Origin of the sequence: Devosia sp. CN2-171, assembly GCF_049354815.1 — a bacterium.
In the GTDB taxonomy this organism is placed as follows: domain Bacteria; phylum Pseudomonadota; class Alphaproteobacteria; order Rhizobiales; family Devosiaceae; genus Devosia_A.
In genome coordinates this window covers 4,125,394-4,147,482 of record NZ_CP186479.1, presented here as the reverse complement: position 1 = coordinate 4,147,482, position 22,089 = coordinate 4,125,394, and the positions used below count along the sequence as shown (strand labels likewise).

The 22,089-nt window shown below is 65.7% G+C and carries 19 protein-coding genes and 1 riboswitch; of the genes, 10 read left to right on the top strand and 9 right to left on the bottom strand.

Features of this window, described 5'->3' with window-relative positions; translation table 11 throughout:
• The first annotated feature begins 305 nt into the window (after nt 1-305).
• Complete coding sequence (locus ACOYW5_RS20560) at nt 306-1,496, top strand: hypothetical protein (protein ID WP_423066739.1); 1,191 nt, start codon at nt 306-308, stop codon at nt 1,494-1,496.
• Between the two features lie 85 nt (nt 1,497-1,581).
• Here ACOYW5_RS20560 and ACOYW5_RS20555 read toward each other — a convergent pair whose 3' ends face one another.
• Nucleotides 1,582-1,932, bottom strand: a complete 351-nt coding sequence (locus tag ACOYW5_RS20555) for a hypothetical protein (protein WP_423066738.1) — start codon at nt 1,930-1,932, stop codon at nt 1,582-1,584.
• Here ACOYW5_RS20555 and ACOYW5_RS20550 point away from each other — a divergent pair.
• Both ACOYW5_RS20550 and rpoH read left to right on the top strand, forming a co-directional pair.
• Entirely contained in the window at nt 1,931-2,950 is a 1,020-nt protein-coding gene (locus ACOYW5_RS20550) for an RluA family pseudouridine synthase (RefSeq protein WP_423066737.1), read from the top strand. The genes ACOYW5_RS20555 and ACOYW5_RS20550 overlap by 2 nt on opposite strands.
• Before the next feature lie 183 nt (nt 2,951-3,133).
• Nucleotides 3,134-4,021, top strand: a complete 888-nt coding sequence (gene rpoH, locus ACOYW5_RS20545; protein WP_423066736.1) for an RNA polymerase sigma factor RpoH — start codon at nt 3,134-3,136, stop codon at nt 4,019-4,021.
• Nucleotides 4,022-4,559: 538 nt separating this feature from the next.
• On the opposite strand, the gene ACOYW5_RS20540 is transcribed toward rpoH, so the two are convergent.
• On the bottom strand, nt 4,560-5,258 hold the full coding sequence (locus tag ACOYW5_RS20540; protein WP_423066735.1) for a thiamine diphosphokinase: 699 nt from the start codon (nt 5,256-5,258) through the stop codon (nt 4,560-4,562).
• A gap of 26 nt (nt 5,259-5,284) precedes the next feature.
• A riboswitch (TPP riboswitch) is annotated at nt 5,285-5,383 on the top strand.
• 65 nt (nt 5,384-5,448) lie between these two features.
• Here ACOYW5_RS20540 and thiB point away from each other — a divergent pair.
• The 3 genes from thiB to ACOYW5_RS20525 are packed head-to-tail and all read left to right on the top strand — an operon-like array spanning nt 5,449 to nt 8,673.
• Nucleotides 5,449-6,438 (top strand): thiamine ABC transporter substrate binding subunit, encoded by a 990-nt coding sequence (gene thiB / locus ACOYW5_RS20535; RefSeq protein ID WP_423066734.1) that lies wholly within the window; start codon nt 5,449-5,451, stop codon nt 6,436-6,438.
• A gap of 8 nt (nt 6,439-6,446) precedes the next feature.
• Complete coding sequence (locus ACOYW5_RS20530; protein WP_423066733.1) at nt 6,447-8,048, top strand: hypothetical protein; 1,602 nt, start codon at nt 6,447-6,449, stop codon at nt 8,046-8,048.
• Entirely contained in the window at nt 8,035-8,673 is a 639-nt protein-coding gene (locus ACOYW5_RS20525) for an ATP-binding cassette domain-containing protein (RefSeq protein WP_423066732.1), read from the top strand. Before ACOYW5_RS20530 ends, ACOYW5_RS20525 begins: the two co-directional genes overlap by 14 nt.
• A 6-nt stretch (nt 8,674-8,679) precedes the next feature.
• Here the strand turns inward: ACOYW5_RS20525 and ACOYW5_RS20520 are convergent, their stop codons facing one another.
• From ACOYW5_RS20520 to ACOYW5_RS20505, 4 genes are all read right to left on the bottom strand, one after another.
• Nucleotides 8,680-10,806 (bottom strand): hypothetical protein, encoded by a 2,127-nt coding sequence (locus ACOYW5_RS20520; RefSeq protein ID WP_423066731.1) that lies wholly within the window; start codon nt 10,804-10,806, stop codon nt 8,680-8,682.
• Nucleotides 10,807-10,854: 48 nt separating this feature from the next.
• Nucleotides 10,855-12,144 carry an adenylosuccinate synthase gene (locus ACOYW5_RS20515; RefSeq protein WP_423066730.1) on the bottom strand — a complete coding sequence of 430 codons (1,290 nt, stop codon included), beginning with the start codon at nt 12,142-12,144 and terminating at the stop codon, nt 10,855-10,857.
• Nucleotides 12,145-12,363: 219 nt separating this feature from the next.
• The gene (locus ACOYW5_RS20510; protein ID WP_423066729.1) at nt 12,364-13,254 is read right to left on the bottom strand and encodes an NAD(P)/FAD-dependent oxidoreductase; all 891 of its coding nucleotides are present in this window, start codon (nt 13,252-13,254) and stop codon (nt 12,364-12,366) included.
• Nucleotides 13,244-13,690, bottom strand: a complete 447-nt coding sequence (locus ACOYW5_RS20505; RefSeq protein ID WP_423066728.1) for an Rrf2 family transcriptional regulator — start codon at nt 13,688-13,690, stop codon at nt 13,244-13,246. Before ACOYW5_RS20505 ends, ACOYW5_RS20510 begins: the two co-directional genes overlap by 11 nt.
• Before the next feature lie 126 nt (nt 13,691-13,816).
• Here ACOYW5_RS20505 and ACOYW5_RS20500 point away from each other — a divergent pair, with 126 nt between their 5' ends.
• The 3 genes from ACOYW5_RS20500 (at nt 13,817) to ACOYW5_RS20490 (ending at nt 17,614) form a co-directional block, all read left to right on the top strand.
• Entirely contained in the window at nt 13,817-15,193 is a 1,377-nt protein-coding gene (locus tag ACOYW5_RS20500; RefSeq protein ID WP_423066727.1) for an FAD-binding oxidoreductase, read from the top strand.
• Between the two features lie 88 nt (nt 15,194-15,281).
• On the top strand, nt 15,282-16,241 hold the full coding sequence (locus tag ACOYW5_RS20495) for a DMT family transporter (RefSeq protein WP_423066726.1): 960 nt from the start codon (nt 15,282-15,284) through the stop codon (nt 16,239-16,241).
• A gap of 209 nt (nt 16,242-16,450) precedes the next feature.
• Complete coding sequence (locus ACOYW5_RS20490; protein WP_423066725.1) at nt 16,451-17,614, top strand: epoxide hydrolase family protein; 1,164 nt, start codon at nt 16,451-16,453, stop codon at nt 17,612-17,614.
• Nucleotides 17,615-17,654: 40 nt separating this feature from the next.
• Here ACOYW5_RS20490 and ACOYW5_RS20485 read toward each other — a convergent pair whose 3' ends face one another.
• Entirely contained in the window at nt 17,655-18,449 is a 795-nt protein-coding gene (locus tag ACOYW5_RS20485) for a helix-turn-helix domain-containing protein (RefSeq protein ID WP_423066724.1), read from the bottom strand.
• 111 nt (nt 18,450-18,560) lie between these two features.
• Between ACOYW5_RS20485 and ACOYW5_RS20480 the strand changes: the two genes are divergently transcribed.
• A complete protein-coding gene (locus ACOYW5_RS20480; RefSeq protein WP_423066723.1) occupies nt 18,561-18,953 on the top strand; it encodes a hypothetical protein in 393 nt (130 codons plus the stop codon).
• 215 nt (nt 18,954-19,168) lie between these two features.
• Here the strand turns inward: ACOYW5_RS20480 and serA are convergent, their stop codons facing one another.
• A complete protein-coding gene (gene serA / locus ACOYW5_RS20475) occupies nt 19,169-20,755 on the bottom strand; it encodes a phosphoglycerate dehydrogenase (RefSeq protein WP_423066722.1) in 1,587 nt (528 codons plus the stop codon).
• A gap of 87 nt (nt 20,756-20,842) precedes the next feature.
• On the bottom strand, nt 20,843-22,027 hold the full coding sequence (locus ACOYW5_RS20470) for a phosphoserine transaminase (protein WP_423066721.1): 1,185 nt from the start codon (nt 22,025-22,027) through the stop codon (nt 20,843-20,845).
• Nucleotides 22,028-22,089 lie beyond the last annotated feature (62 nt).

Sequence of the window (22,089 nt, the reverse complement as noted above, 5' to 3'; positions counted from 1 at the left end):
AGTCGGTCGGCTCTGGCCGATGAAAGGCTCCGGTGGAGCCTTTCAAGACAAGAAGGCCTTGAGACCTATGGTCGAATGGCCCCGCAGGGCAAATCGCTCCAGTGGAGCGATTTGAGCGAAGAAGGCCATGAGAGCTACGCTCGAATGGCGTGAACGGTAGAGCGTTCATCCGCCGTCAATGAGCCGTTCATCTTGACGCTACGCATGTGTCAGCGAAACTGACACATGCGCGTCGTGACCGGCGCCTCAACTTCCGCTAATCTAGTTCGTGCAGGGCCGCCCGGGCGTGCTGGCGGAGTTGAGTTATGGCCATTGAGAATGTGATGTATTTCGTGCTCGGCTTTCTGGTCGCCGGGCTGCTCGCACTGATTATCCTCCCCGCCGTCTGGCGCCGCGCCGTCCGCCTAACCAAGAAGCGGATCGAGGCAGCGACCCCCATGACCATGGCCGAGTTCCGCGCCGACAAGGATCAGCTCCGCGCCGAATTCGCCTTGTCCACCAGGCGTTTGGAGATGAACGTCGAGGCCCTGCGCCGCCGCCTCGCCGACCAGCTGCGCGACATTAATCGCAAGAAGAACGAGCTCGGCGGCATCAAGGGCGAGCGCGACAGCCACCTGCAGGTCGTCCGCGAACTCGAGGAGCGCGAGGCCGAAGCCCGCCGCCGCATCCTCGAGCTGGAGAAGGAAGGCGCCGATCTGGCCCAGAAATTGCGCATGCGCGACAGGGAGTTGACCGACAAGTCGAGCCAGCTCGAAGCCGCCCGCGAAAGCCTGCGCGGCTCCTCGCCCAAGTCGATCTCGGTCGAAGGCAAGCCGCTCACCGGCGATTACAACGTCGATATCGACGAATTGCTCGGCTACCTCGAAGTCGAAAAGACCCGCGCCAGCTTCCTTGAAACACAGAACCGCACCCTGCTCGCCGACCTCGAGAAGGCCAACAACAGCGTTGCCGTCGCCCGTACCGAAGCGGCCGACGCCCGCGAAGCGGCGGCCGGTCGCGATGATGTTGAGGCCAGCAAGGACAGTGAACTCGCCGACGCCGAGGCGCGCATCGCTGATGCCGAGAGCCGCGTTTCGAGCCTCCTCGCCGAAACCACCAAGCTCATCGACGAGGGCGACCAGAAGCGCGACATGCTGCTCGCCGAGAAGCTCGGCCTCGAGGAGGAGATGGAAAAGCTCCGCCTCAAGGTCGCAAGCGTCGAAGAGAGCGTGATGACCGACTGGGACACCGACCGCATCGAGCAGTCCCACCTGCGCGAGCGCCTCAACGACATCGCCTCCGATGTCAGCAAGCTAGTCTATGCGCTCGAGGGCAACGGCCCGGTCGATCCCGAGGAAGAAACCCTCGCTTCCCGCATGCAGAAATATGTCGATGCTGCTGAAGCCGAAGCGAATACGCCGGTGCGCGGCCCCAACGCCCGCAACGGCGTCACCCCCGAACGCAGCGCCGTATCCGACCGCCTGAAGGCCCTGCGCGAACTGCAGGACGGCAACTAGCCTCTTGTCCTCCCCGTTTACGGGGGAGGGGGACCAGCGAAGCTGGTGGAGGGGGCGACCACACGCACCCGGCGCCACCGGCGAACTACTCGCTAACCACCGGAATTTCGCGGATCATCTCGCCGGACTTGCCGTCGAAAATGCGGACGCTGGTCAGCGCCCCAAGCCGGTAGGTGACGGTCACCCGGCCGTCCGCCGCCACTGCTGACACCACTTCGCCGCCGCTCGGGATCTTCAGCGCCGCGATTACATAGTCGCCGCCCACCTTGGGCTCGCTCTGCGATGCGCGGTAGACAAGGGCACCACCTACGGCGATAAGGCCCACCACCAGCAGCCCCATCGACACCACGAAGCTCTTCCGCGCCCGATTGAGCACGGCCTTGGCTTCCGGGCTAAACTCCGGTGTGGTTTCGCTTTTGTCTCGAGGATCGCTCATGCAGGATTTTTCCGGCGAGGAACAGGAGTGGCAGGTCACGGTCGAAGCGGCCGATGCCGGCAGCCGCCTTGACGTCGCGCTGGCCCGTGCCGTGCCGGTCTTCTCGCGCAACCGGCTGAAGGACCTGATACTGTCCGGCGGCGTTTCGATCAATGGGCGAGCCGTCGAGGAACCCAAATACAAGCTGAAGCTTGGCGACGAAATTCTCCTCGTCGCGCCAGAGCCGGTCGAGGCCGAGCCCACGCCCGAAAACATCCCGCTCGATATCCTCTATGAGGACGCGGACCTCATCGTCATCAACAAGCCGGTCGGCATGGTCGTCCATCCGGCCCCCGGCAATTACACCGGCACGCTGGTCAATGCCCTTCTCTACCACTGCGGCGAAAGCCTCAAGGGCATCGGCGGGGTCAAGCGCCCCGGCATCGTCCACCGCCTCGACAAGGACACGTCGGGGGTGATGGTCGCCGCCAAGACCGAGGCCGCGCACAACCACCTCGCCGCCCAGTTCGCCGATCACGGCCGGACCGGACCACTGCACCGGGCCTACAATGCCTTCGCCTGGGGTCGCACCCAGCAGGCCTCCGGCACCGTCGAAGCGTCGCTCGGCCGCGATCCCGCCAACCGGCTGAAACAGGCGGTGCGCAAGGATGGTCGTGAGGCCATCACCCACTATGCCGTCGAGGCCCGCTACGGCGACGAGGGCTGGGACATCACCCGTATCCGCTGCGAGCTAGAGACCGGCCGCACCCACCAGATCCGCGTCCACATGGCCCATATCGGCCACCCGCTCGTCGCCGACCAGCTCTATGCCCCGGGTTTCATCACCAAGGTGAACCGCCTGCCCGAGGCCGCCAAGGCCGCGGTGAGGGCCCTCGGCCGCCAGGCCCTGCATGCGGCCGAACTCGGCTTCGAGCATCCGACGACCGGCGAAGAAATGCAGTTCGAAGCCCCGCTCCCGCCCGATCTCCAGGCTCTCGCCGACGCCATCGCGCCCTTCGACCGCGCTTACGCGCGCTAGCAACTCACCAATTTGTAAGAACCACGTCATGCAACCGTAATGCGCGCAGGCGCATTCAAGTGGCGACGTAGTGGGTCTTATCAAGTGCTGATTTTGACCTATATATCGAAAACGTCAGCCAGCATGCCTGATGGATGCGGGCTGTATCTGCCCGTGATGACGGGGGAAAGACGAGGGTGCAATATGGCCCAGACAAATCTGCCTATCCTATCGGCTGAGGGGGGTCTCAGCCGTTATCTCCAGGAAATCCGCAAGTTTCCGATGCTCGAGCCTGACGAGGAATACATGCTCGCCAAGCGCTATAAGGAGCACGAGGATCCGGGCGCGGCCCAGAAGCTGATCACCTCGCACCTGCGCCTCGTGGCTAAGATCGCTATGGGTTATCGCGGCTACGGCCTGCCCATTTCGGAAGTCATTTCCGAAGGCAATGTCGGCCTGATGCATGCGGTCAAGCGCTTCGAGCCCGAAAAGGGCTTCCGCCTCGCGACCTACGCGATGTGGTGGATTCGCGCTGCCATCCAGGAATACGTGCTGCGCTCGTGGAGCCTCGTGAAGATCGGCACCACGGCCGCGCAGAAGCGGCTGTTCTTCAACCTGCGCAAGATTAAGGGCCAGATTGCCGCCCTCGACGACGGCAACCTGCATCCCGACCAGATCAAGCAGATCGCGACGACGCTGCACGTCACCGAAGCCGACGTCGTGTCGATGAACCAGCGCCTCTCCGGCGACGCCTCGCTCAACGCGCCCATGCGCGCCGACGAGGGTGCCTCCGAGTGGCAGGACTGGCTCGCCGACGACACCCCTTCGGCGGAGACCACCCTCGGCGAGACCGAGGAGTTCTCCGAGCGCATGGGCCTGTTGAACAACGCGATGCAGGATCTCAACGAGCGCGAAAAGGCCATCTTTCAGGCCCGCCGCCTCCGCGACGAACCGGCAACGCTCGAAGAGCTGGCGCAGGAATACAACGTCAGCCGCGAGCGCATCCGCCAGATCGAAGTCCGCGCCTTCGAAAAGGTCCAGGAAGCGGTGCAAAAAGCCGCCCACTCCAAGGGCCACGAAGCCGCCCTGTAGTCCGGCGAAACACAATGAACCAAGGCCGCCTCCGGGCGGCCTTTTTATTTGGCTGGCATCATCCAGAGATACTCACCGGCCCCCACCTCCCTCTGGGCGGGGGAGGCAAGCAAAGCTTGGGAGCGCAGCGACCTAGCCGCAGCTCGCAGGGGGTGAGACCCGCGCTCAACTTCCTGCAAGAAGAATCTTATCCCCCCGCTCTCCGCCCGGCCGTATCCTCATCACGTCCAACCACGGGCGGGCGCTCGCGACGAACGGATGGTGGTGGGATATCGGGAGCCATGGCAGTCGTGCCATGGCGGGTTTTGTGGGACCGACAACCAACCACCCATCCAGGCTCCGATGCGGCAACGTAGACGAGAGGCGCGATGGGGGCATGCTCCTTGGATCCCCAGAATCTCACTCAGTCCCGATCCAGACCGGCGCGGCGACGGCCGTTTCATTTGCGGACTACCCGCGTGGCCGAAAACCGCGCCGGTCTCCCCGCTCGCTTTTTGATATCCTCCGGCGCCAAGGCGACCGGATGCATCGGCGCGCGCTACCGCTTCTCCAGCAGCAGCTTCGCGATCAGCGACGCCAGATACGTTCGTGGCAGGATCAGGAGGTACGGCGCGTGTACCCCCTCCTCCGGCACGATGGTGAACGGCCCGGTGAGCGCCTCGTTCGACGTGCCGGTACGCACACCCGGGGCGAGCTTCACCGCGTCGAGCGGGTATTTCAGCCCCTCCGACCGCCAGAACGTCACCGGCTGCAGCGGATGGATCGACACCCGCTCCCCCGGCTCGACCTTGAACGAGAACGACGCCGTAAGCCCGAGCGCGACATCCTCCTCGTCGACCAGCACGATCCGCCGGCGGTGCGCGTATTTCGCCACCGCATCGAGGGCCGCGAGCGTGTGGTCGAAGCGCCGTCCGGTCATGCCCAGCGCCACCGTCACCGGCGCGCGGGTCGAATAGAGCGACTTCTCGAAATCGGTGGTTTCCTGCTCGGCAATCTGCATCAGCCGGGTCTTGCCCAGCCACGAATGCGGGTTCTTCAGCGAATCGAAATCGCCCACGATCAGCTCGGGCTTGAGCCCGGCGGCGACGATCGCGTCGGCTCCGCCATCGGCGCCGACCACGTGGCCGCCCGAGGCGTAAAGCTCCTGCAGCAGGTCGGTATCGACCGTCCCGCCGCCAACAATGACGAGCAGATCGTCAAAGACTGCGACGGAAGTCTCTTTGGGGCGCGCTTGCACGAAGGGAAAACTCTGTCTATCTGTCAGGCGTCTCGCTGGGGTGTTCCGGAGGTTTCCGGAGCTGAGAGTTACCCATTGAACCTGAACCAGGTCATGCTGGCGGAGGAAGTTCGAGATGGCAAGGGCGCCTCTGCGTCCGACCCATGTACGTGCCCTTCAATCCACATGGCCGCAAACCGAAGGGAACGATATGTCGTTCAATCGCTTCGCGTTGGCGGCAGTTATCTGCGCCATCGCCTCACCTACCATCGCCCAGGATAAGCCCGTCCTCGATGTCTACACCTATGACAGCTTCGCCGCCGAGTGGGGCCCCGGCCCGGCGCTGAAGGCCGGCTTCGAGAAGACCTGCGGATGCACCATCGCCTTCACCACTGCCGAGGACGCCATCTCGACGCTGCGCAAGGTGCAGCTCGAGGGTGCGGCGACCAAGGCCGATGTCGTCGTCGGGCTCGATACCGCCACCTCCGGCGAAGCCCGTGCCACCGGCCTCTTCGCGCCGCACGGCCAGACCCTAGAGGGTCTCGTCCTCCCCTGGACAGACGCCGATTTCGTGCCCTTCGACTACGGCTACTTCGCCTATGTTTACAACAAGGAGAAGACACCCAACCCGCCGACCTCGTTCGAGGAGCTGATCGCGCTGCCCGATAGCTTCAAGATCGTCATCGAGGACCCCCGCTCCTCGACCCCTGGTCTCGGCAACGTCTTCTGGGTGGCCGCCGCCTATGGCGACAAGGCGCCCGAGATCTGGAAGGGCCTGAAGCCGCACGTCCTCACCATGACCCGCGGCTGGTCCGAGGCCTATGGCCTGTTCCTCGATGGCCAGGCCGACATGGTGCTGAGCTACACCACCTCGCCCGCCTACCACGCCATCGCCGAGAGCGACGACAAGTACGCCTACGCCCCGTTCTCGGAAGGCTACGTGGCACAGGTCGAAGTGGCGGGCCTGCTGAAGAGCTCCGACCAGGCTGAACTCGGCAAGCAGTTCCTTGCCTATCTCGTGACACCCGAGGCGCAGAAGATCATCCCCACCACCAACTGGATGTATCCGGTGATCGACATCGGCGACGACCTGCCGGCCGCCTTCGGCACGCCGCCGGAAAAGGTGCTGACCGTCGACGAGGCCACCATCGCCGCGCACAGCCGGGCCTGGGTCGACGCCGCCCTCGCCGCGCTGCAGTAGGAGCCCGCGTGGCCAACCCGCGCACCCTGCCCGATCGGCCGCTCCGGATCGTCACCGGGGCGACCATCGCGCTTGCCATCGCCGCGCTCGTGGCGATGGTCCTGTGGGCTATTTTCACCACGGCCTCGGACAGCGCCGCACAGCCGCCACGTATCGATATCTGGCACCTCGTCGTGATGACGACGATCCAGGCCGGCCTCAGCACGATCCTCTCGCTGCTCGTCGGCACCGCCCTCGCCTGGGCTCTCAACCGCCTGCACTTCCCCGGCCGCGACCTCGTCGTCGGCCTCTTCGCCTCGGCCATCGTCACGCCCGGCCTGATCGTCGCCTTCGGCCTCCTTGCCGTCTGGGGCCGCGCCGGCTGGATCAACCAGACCGCGCTCGCCCTCACCGGTCACACGCTGGAAATCCCCCTGTTCGGGCTCGGTGGTATTCTCGCTGCCCACGTCATTCTCGACGCCTCGTTCGCGGCAAGGATCCTGTTGGCCCGCCTCGACACCATTCCCGAGCCCCGGCTCAAGACCGGCCAGAGCCTTGCTCTTTCGCCCTGGCAGCGCTTCGCGGTGATCGATTGGCCGATGCTGCGCGGCTCGCTCCCCGGCCTCGCCGCCATCATTTTCCTCTTGGCCTTCACCAGCTTCCCCATCGTGCTGCTGCTCGGCGGCGGCCCGGCCAACCAGACGCTCGAGGTGGCGATCTACGCCGCCGTCCGCCTCGATTTCGATTTGAAGGGCGCCGTACAGCTGGCGCTGGTCCAGATCGCCATCTGTTCGGCTGTCATTCTGGCTGCCGCGGCATTCGCGCCGATCTCCGCCTCGACCGGAGCCTCCACCGAGGTGAGCTGGCGCGATCGCGGCACGGCCCGGCTGCTGCAGTGGATCGTTCTGACCACCGCCATCCTCGGCTTCGGCCTGCCGCTCCTCGCCATCCTCATCAACGGCCTCGGCGCCGGCGTTCTCGATGTCATGGGACGCGCCAGCTTCTGGTCCGCCCTCGGCTCCAGCCTGCTTATTGGCACCGGCTCCGCCCTCCTGACCCTGCTCCTCGCACTCGGCATTGGCCTCGGCCGCGCTGCGACACCTCTGCCGCTTCTCCGCACCGGCATCGGCGCCCCGGCATACGCTTATCTCGCGGTACCGGCCGTGGTGCTGTCGCTTGGCGCCTTCCTGCTCGTACGCAACGCCGGGCTGGTGCCGGAAACGGCGGCGCCGATCGTCGTCCTCTGTGCCAATGCCCTGCTCTCGCTACCCTTCGCCCTCGCGACCCTCGCACCGCCGCTCGACGCCATCGTCCGCCAGCGCGGGCGGCTGATCCGCTCGCTCGGGCTCGGCGGCTGGCAACAGTTCCGGGCCGTCGAGTGGCCGCTGATCGGCCGCGATGTCGGCGTGGTGCTGGCGCTGAGCTTCTGCTTTTCACTCGGTGACCTGGGCGTCATTGCCCTGTTCGGCACGCAGGATTTCGCCACCCTGCCGCTGCTGATGTACCGCGCGCTCGGCGCCTATCGCACCAACGATGCCGCGACCATCGCCGCACTCATGCTGATCATCACCATTGCCGCCTTCGTGCTGCTGCCGAAGCTGGTCGGAAGGCTCACCGATGCTCGAAGCTAAGCACCTGATTTTCCAGTATGCGGACGCCAGCCGGCAGTTCGACCTGAGCTTCGTGGCGCGGCCGGGCGAGGTCACGGCCATCAGTGGCCAGAGCGGCGCCGGCAAGTCGACACTACTCGACCTCATCGCCGGGTTCCTGATGCCAAAGTCGGGCGAATTACTGCTGTCGGGCCGTGAACTTCTGCCACTGCCGCCCGAGGAGCGGCCGGTCTCGATCCTCTTCCAGTCCGAGACCCTGTTCGAGCACCTGACCGCCGCCAAGAACATCGAGCTCGGCCTGCCGCGCGACACACCGCGTCTGGAGCGCACCCGCCAGATCGTCGCCGCCCTCGATGAAGTGGGATTGCCCGGTGTGCTCAAGCAGCGCGCCGCGACGCTGTCCGGCGGCGAGAAGCAACGCGTCGCCCTCGCCCGCACCCTGCTGCGCAATCGGCCGGTGCTGCTGCTCGATGAGCCGTTCTCGGCGCTCGACGACGCCACGCGCGCCACCATCCGCACACTCGTGCGGACGCTGACCGAACGCCATCAGTGGATCACGCTGCTGGTGAGCCATCACGCCGACGACGTCGACGCGCTGGCCGCGCGCCGCTATCGGCTGGAAGACGGGAAGTTGATCGAGGCTTAAGGCCGATCAGGCCGGCGGAGCCGCTGCCGTGGTTGCGGCGCCGTTCCACGCACCGACCACTTCGGTGAACAGCTTCTCGGCGTTCGCGTCCTTCTCGAGCGTGATGATCGCGCGCTTGCCGGTGGCATAGATGAGCGCGAGGTCCATCCACTTGCGCGAAGTCAGCAGTGTCGAGTTGGCCGTGATGTCGGCCGGTGTGGCGCTGAGTGCGAACAGGAACGAGTTGCCGACGACGCGGGCCGAGGCGCCGACCAGCGGCGTGCCCTGCACCAGTTCCTCGTTCTTGAGCAGCACACCCGGCAGCCCAGCGATCGAGCCACCGATGAAGCTGTCGGTGACGCGGAAGTTGACTTCCATCAGGTGGCTCGCCGGCAGGCCCGGGTCCGAATTCTTGCGGATCAGCACGTCCACCGCGAGGTTGCGCGCCGGGATATTCGCCTTGCCGATCAGCGTCGGCAGGCCCATCTCGTCGGTGCCCTTAGTCCACTCGACCGTGCCTGAATATGGCACGGCGCCGGTGGTGCCGCTATCGGAAGCCTCGAGCAGCAACGACTGGCTGCCGGCGAGGTTGGCCGGATCGATCGCCGCCACTGCGGTTGTGTCGTTGGCCGCCGTTGCGGCCGGAACCGGTTCGGCACCGAGCCGGGCCTCCGCCGTGGGCTCGACCAGCGGGATCGCCAGGCTGCCTGCAGCCGGTTCCTCGCCGAGGCGATCCTCGGTTCCGAGTTCGGCAGTCGGCGCAACGTCCTCGGCCGGAGCGGTCGTATTGCCCGGTCCGGTGGCTGGAGCCTCGGCAACAACTTCGGTAGGCGTAGGCGGCGTTGTCGCTGCCTGCTCGGTAACCGGACCGCGGCCGAACATCGTATCGAGATTGATGAAGCCTTCGCGCCAGGCCCAGAAGCCGGCGCCACCGGCACCGAGCAGCAGCACGGCAAACACTATGAGGAAAATCGTCACCGCACCGAGGCCACGGCGCTCATCTTCCTGACGTGCACGCGGCAGGCGCGCTTCGGCATCACGCTGGCGCGGCGCCCGCGCATCGCGAGCGAAGGCACTGGCCTTGGCCGCCTTACCCTCGCGCTGTTGCGGACGCACATCGGCCTTTAGTGCCGGCGCCGCGAAGGCGGCCTCGTGGGCCAGCTCCTCGTCGCCGTCGTCGAGGCCGTTGTAGTGGTTGCCGTTAGTCTCTTCTTCGTACTCGTTCTCGCCGCGCGCTTCGCGATCGAGTGTCGCGATGGCGCGATCGATGGCGCCCTGCGGATCGACCGGGGTCGGTTCTACTTCGACTTCCCGCACCGCCGACATGGCAGCCGCGATCGGCGGCTCGCTGAACAGCGCGACGGGTTCCGACTCGACCTGCCGGGCCGCGGCAGATTGTCCGCTGCGGGCCGCAAGGTCGCGCCGCGGCTCGAGCACCGGACCACGGGCCGGACCACCGATCGGCGCGCCGAAGGCGGCACTGCCGGTCCGGCTCTTGGCGGCTTCCGCCCGGGCGACGATGGACGGCAGGGCGCGATTGCCGGCGGCGGGTACCGGTTTGACCGGGATCGGCGTACGAGCCGGCATGGCCTGCGGCCGATCGTCCTCGCTGCCCTCGTCGTTACGCTGAATCGGCGCCGCAATCTGCGGGCGACCGGAAGACGGGACCAGCTTGGGGACGGGTTTCCCCATCGGCTTGGCGTCCTGGCGCACGATCTGGCGCGACGGATCGGCCTGCCCCTGCGTCTGCTCGGCATTGGCGGCGGCGATGATTTCTTCGATGGTGCCGCCGGGCGGCAGCGGGCGCGGCGGCTCCTTGGCGGTCCCAGGCAGGGCCTTGGCGACAGGGCGCGTGGCTGGTGCGGCTTTCTTCGGCGGCTCGAAATAGACCGGCGGCGGGGGCGGATTATCGTCCTTGCCCGAACCGAGACCGGCGATCACGGCCTCGCTGGCTTCCTGCTCGACCTGGCGGATGCAATCTTCGAGCTGCAGGCGGTGAGCGGTGATGTCGCGGGCGGCGAGAGGCGGGTTGATGGCGCGCAGCTGCCCCACGAGCGCGGCACGTGCCTTCTCGTAGACCGCGCGGCGCGCGGCGCCGTTGTTCTCGGGCAGGGCTTCTACGGCCCTGCGCAACAGCTCTTTGTAGTCCGCCATTCGCTAAACGACATCCATAAGTTCGGGGCCTGTTCTAACGAAAAAATCTCAGTCTTGGAACGGGTCCTGCACCAGAATGGTATCGAGTCGTTCCGGGCTCGTGGAGAGCATGGCGACCGGGGCCCCGATCAGCTCTTCGATATACCGAACGTACTTGACCGCCTGTGCAGGGAGTTCAGACCAGCTTCTCGCCCCAGCCGTTGTTTCCGACCATCCCTCAAGGGTTTCGTAGATGGGCTTAACAGCAGCTTGTGCCCCCATTGAGGCGGGCAAGTAGTCAATTTTTTGACCGTCAAGCTCGTAACCCACGCATACTTTGATCTCTTTGAGGCCGTCGAGAACATCCAGTTTCGTCAGCGCGATGCCGTTTATCCCCGAAGTTCTGACGGTCTGGCGCACCAGCACGGCGTCAAACCAGCCGCAACGACGCGGCCGGCCCGTGTTGACACCGACTTCGCGACCAACAGTCGAAAGGTGCCGGCCGATCTCGTCGTCGAGCTCGCACGGAAACGGCCCCTCGCCGACGCGGGTGGTGTAGGCCTTGGTGATCCCGAGCACATAGCCGATCGCCGTCGGCCCGAGGCCCGAACCGGCCGCGGCCTGCCCCGCGACGGTGTTGGACGAAGTGACGAACGGATAGGTGCCGTGGTCGTTGTCGAGCAGCGCGCCCTGCGCGCCCTCGAACAGGATACGCGCGCCGGAGCGTCGCTTCTCGTCGAGCAAGCGCCAGACCTGGTCGACATAGGGGAGAATCTTGTCGGCGACGTCCATCAACTCGTCGTAGAGCGACTGGGCCGAGAGCTCGGTGAGGCCCATGCCGCGGCGCAGCGCATTGTGGTGCGCCAAGAGCCGCTCGATCTTGGGCATCAGCGTCTCGGGCTCGGCAAGATCGCAGACGCGGATGGCGCGGCGGCCGACCTTGTCTTCGTAAGCCGGGCCGATACCGCGACGGGTGGTGCCGATCTTCAAACCGGAATTGCCGCTTTCGCGTATGGCATCGAGCTCGCGGTGGAGGCTGAGGATCAGCGGCGCGTTGTCGGCGATCTTCAGCACTTCGGGCGTCACTGCGATGCCCTGCGCGCCAATCTTTTCGACCTCGGCGACGAAATGGTGCGGATCGACGACCACGCCATTGCCGATGACCGAGAGCTTGCCGCGCACCACACCCGATGGCAGCAGCGCCAGCTTGTAGCTCGTCCCGTCGATCACCAGTGTATGGCCGGCATTGTGTCCGCCCTGGTAGCGCACGACCACGTCGGCCCGCTCCGAAAGCCAATCGACGATCTTGCCCTTGCCCTCGTCACCCCACTGGCTGCCGACGACGATCACATTTGCCATGCGCTTGATGCCCCTCAGGAATCGGCAGCCCGCCGGCTCTTTGCCGGGAGCTGCTAAGGTTCTGCTCCGATGTCTGTGCAAGCCGCCGGCGGACGCGACACAAGGGCCATCCGCAGCAGTTGCGGACGTCCTTTAGAGCAAAGGGGAAAGAATGACAAACGCCTATGCGTCGCAGGTGGTGGTCCTCCCCGTTTACGGGGGAGGGTCAACAAGGCAGGCCTAATACACCAGCGAAGCGTGAATAGCCACTCCAGCCATGACGCCATCCGCCACAGCGAAGGTGACGTTGTGCATGGCGCGGGTGATGTCCCCCGCGGCGTAGACGCCGGGAACCGTGGTCATCTTCATGCCGTCGACCTTAATCACCGGCCCAGCAGGGCTCTCCTCCGTGTCGCAGCCGAGGTCGATGGCGATCGAGCTATTGTGGCGGGTCGGTGCGCCGATATAGAGCGCCTCGATCCCGACCGTCCGGCCGTCGATAAGCTCCACCCCCGACAGATGCTTGCCGTCGCCATGCAGCGACTTAACGGGAGTGGGCTCGATGGCGACCCCGCGCTTTTCGAGCATGGTGCGGGTAGCGTCGTCGATGGTTTCGCCGTTGAGGAAGAAGGTCGTCGGTCCCCACTCGGCGATCAGTTGCGCCTGGTGGCTCGACCGTAGCTGCATGTTGAGCACGCCGAGTTGCCGGTCGCTGAACTCATAGCCGTGGCAATAGGGACAATGAATCACCGAGTTGCCCCAGCGTTCTTTGAGGCCCGGGATCTCCGGCAAGATGTCGGAAATGCCATAAGCGAGGACGAGCTTCCGTGCCTCGACGACCTCACCGGTCCCCAGCGTCACCGCGAAGCCGTCGCCGGTCTTCGTGGCCGAGTTGGCCGAGCCATCGATGAACTGCACCGTCGGATAGGCCGCGACCTGGGCCCGCGCCGTCGCCAGAATTTCGGCCGGCGCGTTACCGTCGTGGGTGAGGAAGCCGTGCGAATGCGCCGCGAAGCGGTTGCGCGGCAAGCCGGTATCGATGATCGCCGCGGTGCGGCGGCCACGCGCGATGTAGGTGGCGGCGGCGAGGCCGGCAAAGCTGCCGCCGACGATGATGGCATCATGAAGCATGGACGTGATCCAGGTGTTGGTGATTGCCGCGAATATCGGCGGCCAATTGCTTGAGGGTGACGTCGCCGAAGCGCGCGAGGAGCAGCGCCTCGGCCTCGTCGAAGGTTTCGCCGAGCGCCCGGTTGACCGCCTGCTCGACGAGGCAACCAGGCGATTCCGTCCGGTTGCCCATGGCGAGCAGCGTCGGTGCGCCGAGGGCTTCGTAGATGTCGCGCAGGGTGATCTTGTCGAGTTCGCGCGCGATCACCCAGCCGCCGCCATGGCCCTTTTCGGACCGGACAATCCCCGCGTCCCGCAACCCTGCCATAGTGCGTCGGACAACGACCGGGTTGGTCTGCATCGCCCGGCCCATGGCATCGGAGGTTACCGGGCCGGTGGGATCGGCCATGTGGAGCAGGACGTGGAGCACGCCCGAAAGTCTGCTGTCGCGTTTCATGTAACTTCGTATGTTACATTAGTGATCGATCGTCAAGACCTCGATATGGAAACGGCTTGAATCGTTCCTCGGTCACACCCATGTTACCGCAGCCCAGCGCGACACACCCGAGAACAAGGTCACACCATGCCCCTTACCTCGACTGCCGCGACGACCACCCGCTTGCCCGCCGGCATTGCCGGCACGGTGATCACTCCTGATCACCCCGACTACGACCAGGCCCGCACTGTCACCTATGGCGACATGTTCAAGCGCCCGGGACTGATCGTCCGGGTTTCCGGCCCGGACGACATAGCAACCGCCATCGCCTATGCCCGCGACAACGGGCTCGAGCTTGCCGTTCGCAGCGGCGGGCACAGTGGCGCTGGCTTCTCAAGCACGGAGGGCGGGCTCGTCATCGACGTGCGCGACCTCAAGGGGATCGACATCGACCCCGACAACAAGACCGTCTGGGCCAGCGCCGGCGTCACTGCCGTCGAACTGACCGAGGCGCTGACCCCGCACAAGCTGATCGTCGGCTTCGGCGATGCCGGGACTGTCGGCGTCAGCGGCATCACGCTCGGAGGCGGCGTCGGCTACCTCTCGCGCAAGCACGGGCTGACCATCGACTCGCTGCTCGCCGCCGAGATCGTCACCGCCAACGGCAAGGTGCTCATTGCCGATGCAGACAACCACCCGGACCTCTTCTGGGCACTGCGTGGTGGTGGCGGCAATTTCGGCGTCGTCACCCGGCTGAAGTACCAGCTGCACGCGCTGCCGGCCTTTACCGGCGGCATGCTGCTGCTGCCGGCCACGGCCGAGACCATCGCCGGCTTCGTCAAGGCGGCCCGCGAGGCGCCCGACGAACTGTCCTCGATCGCCAACGTCATGCCGGCGCCGCCCATGCCGTTCCTGCCGGCCGAAGCCCACGGCAAGACGGTGATCATGGCGATGCTGGCCTTTGCCGGCGACGATGCGGCCGCCGAAGCGGCCCTCGCGCCGTTCCGGGCCATCGGCAAGCCGCTCGCCGACTTCGTCAGGCCGGGTCCCTTCGCCAGCATGTATCCGCCCGACGACGGCGAGGAGTATCACCCGACTGCCGTGTCGATGAACCAGCTGGTGAACACGATCGGCATCGACGAAGCGGAGACGATCCTGGGCTACCTCGCGGAGTCCGACGCCCCACTCCGGGTATGCCAGATCCGCGTGCTTGGCGGAGCGGTGGCCCGGGTTCCGGCCGATGCGACGGCCTATGCCCACCGGCAGAGCCCGATCATGGTCAACTACGCCGCGTTCTATACAGGTCCCGACGACCGACCGGCAAAGCTCAGCTGGCTCAAGGACTTCGCCGCCGCGATGTACCAAGGTGACGACGGCGCCTATGTCAACTTCGTCAACGACGAAGGGCCGGAACGCGTCCGTGCCGCCTATCCGGGCGCCACCTGGGACCGGCTGCGGCGCGTCAAGCGCCAGTACGACCCGGAGAACCTGTTCCGGCTCAACCAGAACATTCCGCCGGCATGACTGGCGCGCCGCGCCACGCCTGAATAAGGTCGCGCCTTCGTTCGGCCGCCGCCCCCGGTGGCGGCCGACATCACGACAGCGACCGACAATGACCACCTCCCCTGCTCCGGCCAATCCGCTCAGCGCGGTGATGAACCGGCCCTACCTGATCCTCGTCCTCACCAACATTTTCTGGGGAGGCAATGTCGTCGCCGGCAAGCTCGCGGTCGGGCATATCGATCCGCACTCACTGATGATCCTGCGCTGGACCGGCGCCCTGCTCCTGGTGCTGCCCTTCGCCATCGGGCCGCTGCCGCGGGATTGGCCGGTGATCCGCGCGAAATGGTGGCTCTATCTCTTCTACGGCGCCGTCGGCTACGCCACCTTCAACGTCTTCGTCTATGTCGCGGCCTATTACACCTCGGGCGTCAACATCGCGCTCGAGCAGGTGGCAGTGAACATCTTCGTCATTCTGCTCAATTTCGTGCTGTTCCGCACCGGCGTGAAGGCGCTGCAACTGGCCGGCATCGCCATCACGATCGTCGGAGTCGCCATCATCGCGACGCACGGTGAACTAGCGCGCATCCTCCAGCTCGACGTGAATCTGGGCGATCTCTTCATCATCCTCGCCTGCTTCGCCTACGCCATCTATTCGATCGCGCTGCGCTGGCGGCCAAAGACGCACTGGCTGAGCTTTTTGAGCGCCACCTTCGTCGGCGCCATCCTCGGCTCGTTCGCCTACCAGGCCGGGCTCGGCAACGGGCCAGGGGCACTGGCGTCCAACTTCGCCTCGATCGACCTGCAGGGCTGGCTGATCGCCGCCTACACCGCAATCTTCCCGTCCGTCCTATCGCAGATGCTCTACGTGCGGGGCGTGGAGCTGATCGGCTCGAACCGGGCGAGCCTGTTCATCAACCTGATCCCGCTGTTCGGCACGCTGGGCTCGGTGATCGTCCTCGGCGAGAGCCTGGAGCTCTTCCACGTCTATGCCGCCGCCCTGATCGCCGCAGGCCTGGTCCTGGCCGAATGGAGCGCACGGCGGCCCGAAGTCAGCGGCCAGCCGGGCTAGTCGTCTTCAGTATCGAAACCGCCCGCAAGATACCCTCGTGGGGCGCCTTGCCTTGCTGCTGACAGGCTCTGTCAGCAGGCAAGGCTACGGTCATTCCAGCAGCAAGTGCTGCCCCGGGAGGACCTGAAATGAACCGTCGCACCTTCGTTCAAGCCGCCGGAGCGCTCGCTCTCGCCGCCGCTCACACCCCTGCATTTGGAGCCAACGAAATGACCGATATCACCGACTTCCAGATCGCCATCCCCGAAGCAGCAGTTGCGGACCTCAAGGCCAGGCTGGCCGCAGCCCGCTGGCCTGTCGAGGTCGAGCCCGAGACCTGGGATCGCGGCATCCCCGGCGGCTACCTGCGGCAACTGGCCGAAGCCTGGCACAACCTCGATTGGCGGGCCGTCGAAGCAAAGCTCAACGCCTACGAGCAGGTGATGGTCGAGCACGACGGCGCCCAGGTCCACGCCTTCCATATCCGCTCGCCACACGAGAACGCCCTGCCGCTCGTGCTCTGCCATGGCTGGCCGAGCTCGGGGATCGAATATCTGAAGCTGTTCGAGCCGCTGACCAACCCCACCGCCTTCGGCGGGCAGTCCGAGGACGCCTTCCACCTGATCGTCCCCACCTCTCCCGGTTTCGGCCTCTCGCCCTCGCCGAACGTGCCCGGGTGGACAACCAAGAAGACGGCCGAGGCGGTCGTGAAGCTGCTCGACCGGGTCGGCTACGAGCGCTTCGGTGTGCACGGCACCGATATGGGGTCAGACACTGCCGCCAAGCTCGACGTCATGACCGCCGGCCGCGCCGTGGGCATCCACGTCGGCACCGACCTCGACAGCGTCGTCGCCGTCGCCTCTTTCATGGGGGGCGAGCAGGTGCTGCAGAACCCGCGCCTCAGCGACGAGCAGCGCGAGCGGGTGAAAGCCCTCCTGGCTGCGGCACCGGCACGTTCGGGCTATATCGCCATCCAGACGACCCGTCCCAAGACCATCGGCTACGCGCTCAACGACTCGCCCATCGGCCAGCTCGGCTGGATTGGGGAGAAGTTCGCGGCCTGGACCGATGCCGGAAAGGACAAAATCGAAGACGCCGTCGATCTCGAGCAGTTCCTGACCCACGCGAGCTTCTGCTGGTACGGCGGCGCCGGCGCCGGCTCGGCAACCGCGCTCTACGAGGCCTTCCGCTCGATGGACTGGGCTCCGCCAAGCGAGACGCCCAACGGCGTTGCAGTGTTCAGCGCCGATCCGCTCGTTCGGCTGCTGTTCGACCCCGAGCAGAAGATCGCCCACTGGACGGAGTTCGACGTCGGTGGCCACTTCCCGGCCATGGAGCAGCCGGTGCTTTTGGCGCAGGACCTGCGCGACTTCTTCCGTCCGCTGCGGACGTAAGCCGAACTAGTTGTGACACGCGGGTGCAGGGGCAGCCAGGCTAGGCCGTCAGCAGCCGAGCCGTTGCCTCGTCCGCCGGTAGGAAGGCCTCGATGACGAGCTCCGACAGCGTGATCTCGGTCGGCGTGCCGAACACTGTGGTGGTCGAGATGAAGTTCGCCACCCCGTTGGGCAGCTGGATGCGTAAGGGGACGAACACCCCGCCATGCTCGTCATGCCCCTCATGGCCCGGCGGGATTCCCGCCAGTTCGCGCAGTTCAGCCATCAGCTCGGCGATGGCAGGATCGCCGCTCGCTTCGAGCTGGGCGCTGAGGCGGCGCAGCAGGTCGCGAGACCACTCCTCGTAGTTGAGAATCAGCCGGCCGATGCCGCGGGGATGCAGGCTCGCCTTGAGCACGTTGAGCGGCGGCTCGAGCAGTGTCCTGTCCTCCACGGCGTCGAACAGCGGTGCAACGGCGGCATTGGCGGAAACGAGGTTCCAGCGCTGGTCCACCGCCACGGCCGGAAACGGTTCGTAGGCCTTGAGCACGCGGTCGACAGCGGCACGCGCCGCAGCCAGGTCCGGGTGGTCGAGCCGGCGCTCGCGATAGACCGGCGCATAGCCCGCTGCCAGCAGCATCAGGTTGCGCACCCGGAGCGGCACGCCGAGGCCGGCCGCGATGCGCAGCACCACCTCGCGGCTCGGGATGGACCGGCCGCTTTCGATGAAACTCAGGTGCTTCTGGCTGAGGTCGATATCGAGCGCGAGGGCGAGCTGGCTGTAGCGCCGATGCTGGCGCCAGTCGCGAATGTAGTCCCCGATCGAACGATCCGACGAGATGGCTTGCGTGGTCATGGCGCGTATCTAGCCCACCGTGGCGTCGTTTCAATTACCTCGAGCTTAATCGACCCTGGCACCGCCACGGTACAAATGTGTCGCCGTCAACTTGAGAGACGGAGACATCAGATGCAGATCACCCTTCTTCGCTTTGCCCTCTACGCCGACGCCGCGGCAACGGCAGCCACCGGCCTGCTGATGGCCGGCGCGGCCGGAATGCTCGCGCAGGTCACCGGCATCCCTGCCGCGTTCAGCCTGCCGGTGGGCCTCGGCCTCGTCGCCTTCGCCGCCTTTGTCGGCTGGGTCGCCTGGCGCGCACCGACCTCGCGGCTGCTGGCGATGCTGGTGGTCGGCGTCAATGCGCTGTGGGTGGTGGGGAGCATCATCGTGCTGGCGACCGGGCTGTTCCCGCTGACCCTCTTCGGCACCGCCTTCGTGATCGTCCAGGCGGTAGCGGTGGGAGCGCTCGCGCTGCTCCAGGAGGCCGGGCTCGTTGCGGCAGGTCGGCGCGCCCTCGCCTGAGCATACTCCCCCGGACAAGGCGGAGCTCCAATCGCGCTGGGACCGTGAACGGTTCCGCCCGTCCCGGACGGAGAAGGGGCGCCGGTGTTGCTGCCACCGGCGCCCCGTTTCGGCTTAGAGCATTTCACCGTTTCGCTGAAACGGCGTACCGCTCTAAGTTATTGAGTTGTCGCGCTTTCGAACCGAAAAAGTCTGCAACCGTTCCTGAAAGCGCTCTAGTTGAACGCCACGGCCTTGGCCTGCTTGACGCCCGGCAGGGCCGCGATTTCCTTGAGCTGTTCGGCGGTGACCGAGCCGTCGATCGAGAGCAGCGCGATGGCGTCGCCGCCAACCTCGGCGCGGCCGAGGTTGAAGTTGGCGATGTTGATGCCGAGGCTGCCGAGCAACGTGCCGAGACGGCCGATATGGCCCGGCTTGTCCTCGTTGGTGACGTAGAGCATCGATGCCGTCAGCTCGGCATCCATGTTGATGCCCTTGACCTGGATGATACGCGGCTTGCCGTTGGCGAAGATGGTGCCCGCAACGCCCCGCTCCTGCCGCTCGGTGATCACCGTGAGCCGGATATAGCCTTCATAGGCGCCCTGCTGGTCGCGGGTGATGATCTCGACGTTGATGCCGCGATCCTTGGCGATCTGCGGGGCCGAAACCATGTTCACCTCGGCCACCTGCGGCTTCAGCACACCATTGATCGCGGCGGCGGTCATCGGCTTGGTGTTGAGCTGAGCCACATTGCCCTCATACTCGATGCGGATGCCTTTGATCGAGGTTTCGGTCAGCTGGCCGGCAAACGAGCCGAGCGCTTCGGCGAGCTTCACCCACGGGGTAAGGCGCGGGGCTTCCTCGGCGGTGATGGAGGGGAAGTTCAGCGCGTTGGTGATCTCGCCGGTGTTGAGATAGGCCGAAATCTGCTCGGCCACCTGCAGCGCCACGTTCTCCTGCGCTTCGGTGGTCGAGGCGCCGAGATGCGGGGTGGCGATGAAGTTAGCGAGCTCGAACAGCGGGTTGTTCTCGGCGGGTTCCTCGACGAACACGTCGAAGGCAGCGCCCGCTACCTTGCCCGACTTCAGCGCATCGTAGAGCGCGGCTTCATCGACGAGGCCGCCGCGGGCGCAGTTGATGATGCGGACGCCATCCTTCATCTTGGCGATGGCCTCGGCGTTGATGATGTTACGCGTCGCATCGATCAGCGGCGTGTGCAGCGTGATGAAATCGGCGCGCTTCAGCAGCTCGTCCAGCTCCACCTTCTCGACACCGATCGCCTGGGCGCGCTCGGGCGTCAGGAACGGATCGAACGCCACGACCTTCATCTTGAGGCCCTGGGCGCGGTCGGCGACGATCGAGCCGATATTGCCGGCGCCGATCAGGCCGAGAGTCTTGTTGGTGACTTCGACGCCCATGAAGCGGTTCTTTTCCCACTTCGATGCCTTGGTCGAGGCGTCGGCCTCGGGGAGCTGGCGGGCGAGCGCGAACATCATGGCGATGGCGTGCTCGGCGGTGGTGATCGAGTTGCCGAACGGGGTGTTCATCACGATGATGCCGGCCTTGGTGGCGGCCGGGATATCGACATTGTCGACGCCTATGCCGGCGCGGCCGATGACCTTCAGGTTCTTGGCAGCGCTCAGGATTTTCTCGGTGACCTTGGTCGCCGAGCGGATCGCGAGACCGTCGTACTGCCCGATGACTTCGAACAGCTTGTCCTTGTCCTTGCCGAGATCGGGCAGGTAGTCGACGTCGATATTGTTGTCCTTGAAGATCTGGACAGCGGTCTTCGACAGCTTGTCCGAAACGAGAACCTTGGGCATATCGCCCTCCTTTGGCCGCGGGAATGCCACGCGGATGAATGGAAAATAACGGGAGATAAACCCTCGCTGCTGGCGAGGGCTCGAACCTTAGGCGGCGGCCTGAGCCAGCGCGGCCTTCTCGGCGGCGAAGGCGTAGTCGAGCCACGGCACCAGCGCTTCGACGTTGGCGGTGTCGATGGTCGAGCCGGTCCAGATGCGGAGGCCGGTAGGCGCGTCGCGATAGCCGCCGATGTCATAGGCGACACCGGCCTTGTCGAGGCGGGACACGATCGCCTTGGCGAAAGCCGCCTGCGCATCGTCGCTGAGTGCGGTGATCGCCGGATCCTTGATCACGAGGCACATCGAGGTGTTCGAACGCTCGGCCTCGTTCTTGGCGAGGAACGCGGCCCAGTCGGACTTGGCGACCCAGTCGGCCAGCACCTTGGCATTGGCATCGGCGCGAGCCTGCATGCCCTTCAAGCCGCCGACAGTCTTGGCCCACTCCATCGCGTCCACCGCGTCCTCGATGCAGAGCATCGACACGGTGTTGATGGTGGCGCCCTCGAAGATATCGGCCATGAGCTTGCCGCCCTTGGTCATGCGGAAAATCTTGGGCAGCGGGCGATCCGGCTTGAAGGTCTCGAGCCGTTCGACGGCGCGGGGCGAGAGGATCAGGATGCCGTGCGCGGCTTCACCGCCCAGCGCCTTCTGCCAGGAGAAGGTGACAACATCGAGCTTTGCGAAATCGAGTTTCTGCGCGAAAGCCGCCGAGGTCGCGTCGCAGATGGTGAGGCCCTTGCGGTCCGAGGGGATCCAGTCGGCATTCGGTACGCGCACGCCCGAAGTGGTGCCGTTCCAAGTGAAGACCACGTCGTTGTTGAAGTTGACGGTCGAAAGGTCCGGCAGCTCGCCATAGGGCGCGGTCAGGGTGCGGACATTCTGCAGCTTCAACTGCTTGGTCACGTCGGTGACCCAGCCCTCGCCGAACGATTCCCAGGCCAGCATGTCGACGCCACGGGCGCCGAGCATCGACCACAGCGCCATCTCGACGGCGCCGGTATCGGAAGCGGGGACGATGCCGATCAGGTAGTCGGCCGGGACCTCAAGCAGCTCGCGCGTCAACGCGATGGCCTTCTCGATGCGCTGCTTGGCCGGCTTGGCGCGGTGCGAGCGGCCGACGAGCGCGTCGGCAAGCACGTTCACCGTCCAACCAGGACGCTTGGCACATGGGCCCGACGAAAAATTGGGGTTAGCCGGTTTCACTGCCGGCGCAGTCAGGGGCAAATCAGCCATGGCGACCCTCCCAGGTCGAAAGCCTTGCGTTAGGGCAAGGTGTCCTGAGGGCCGAGATATCG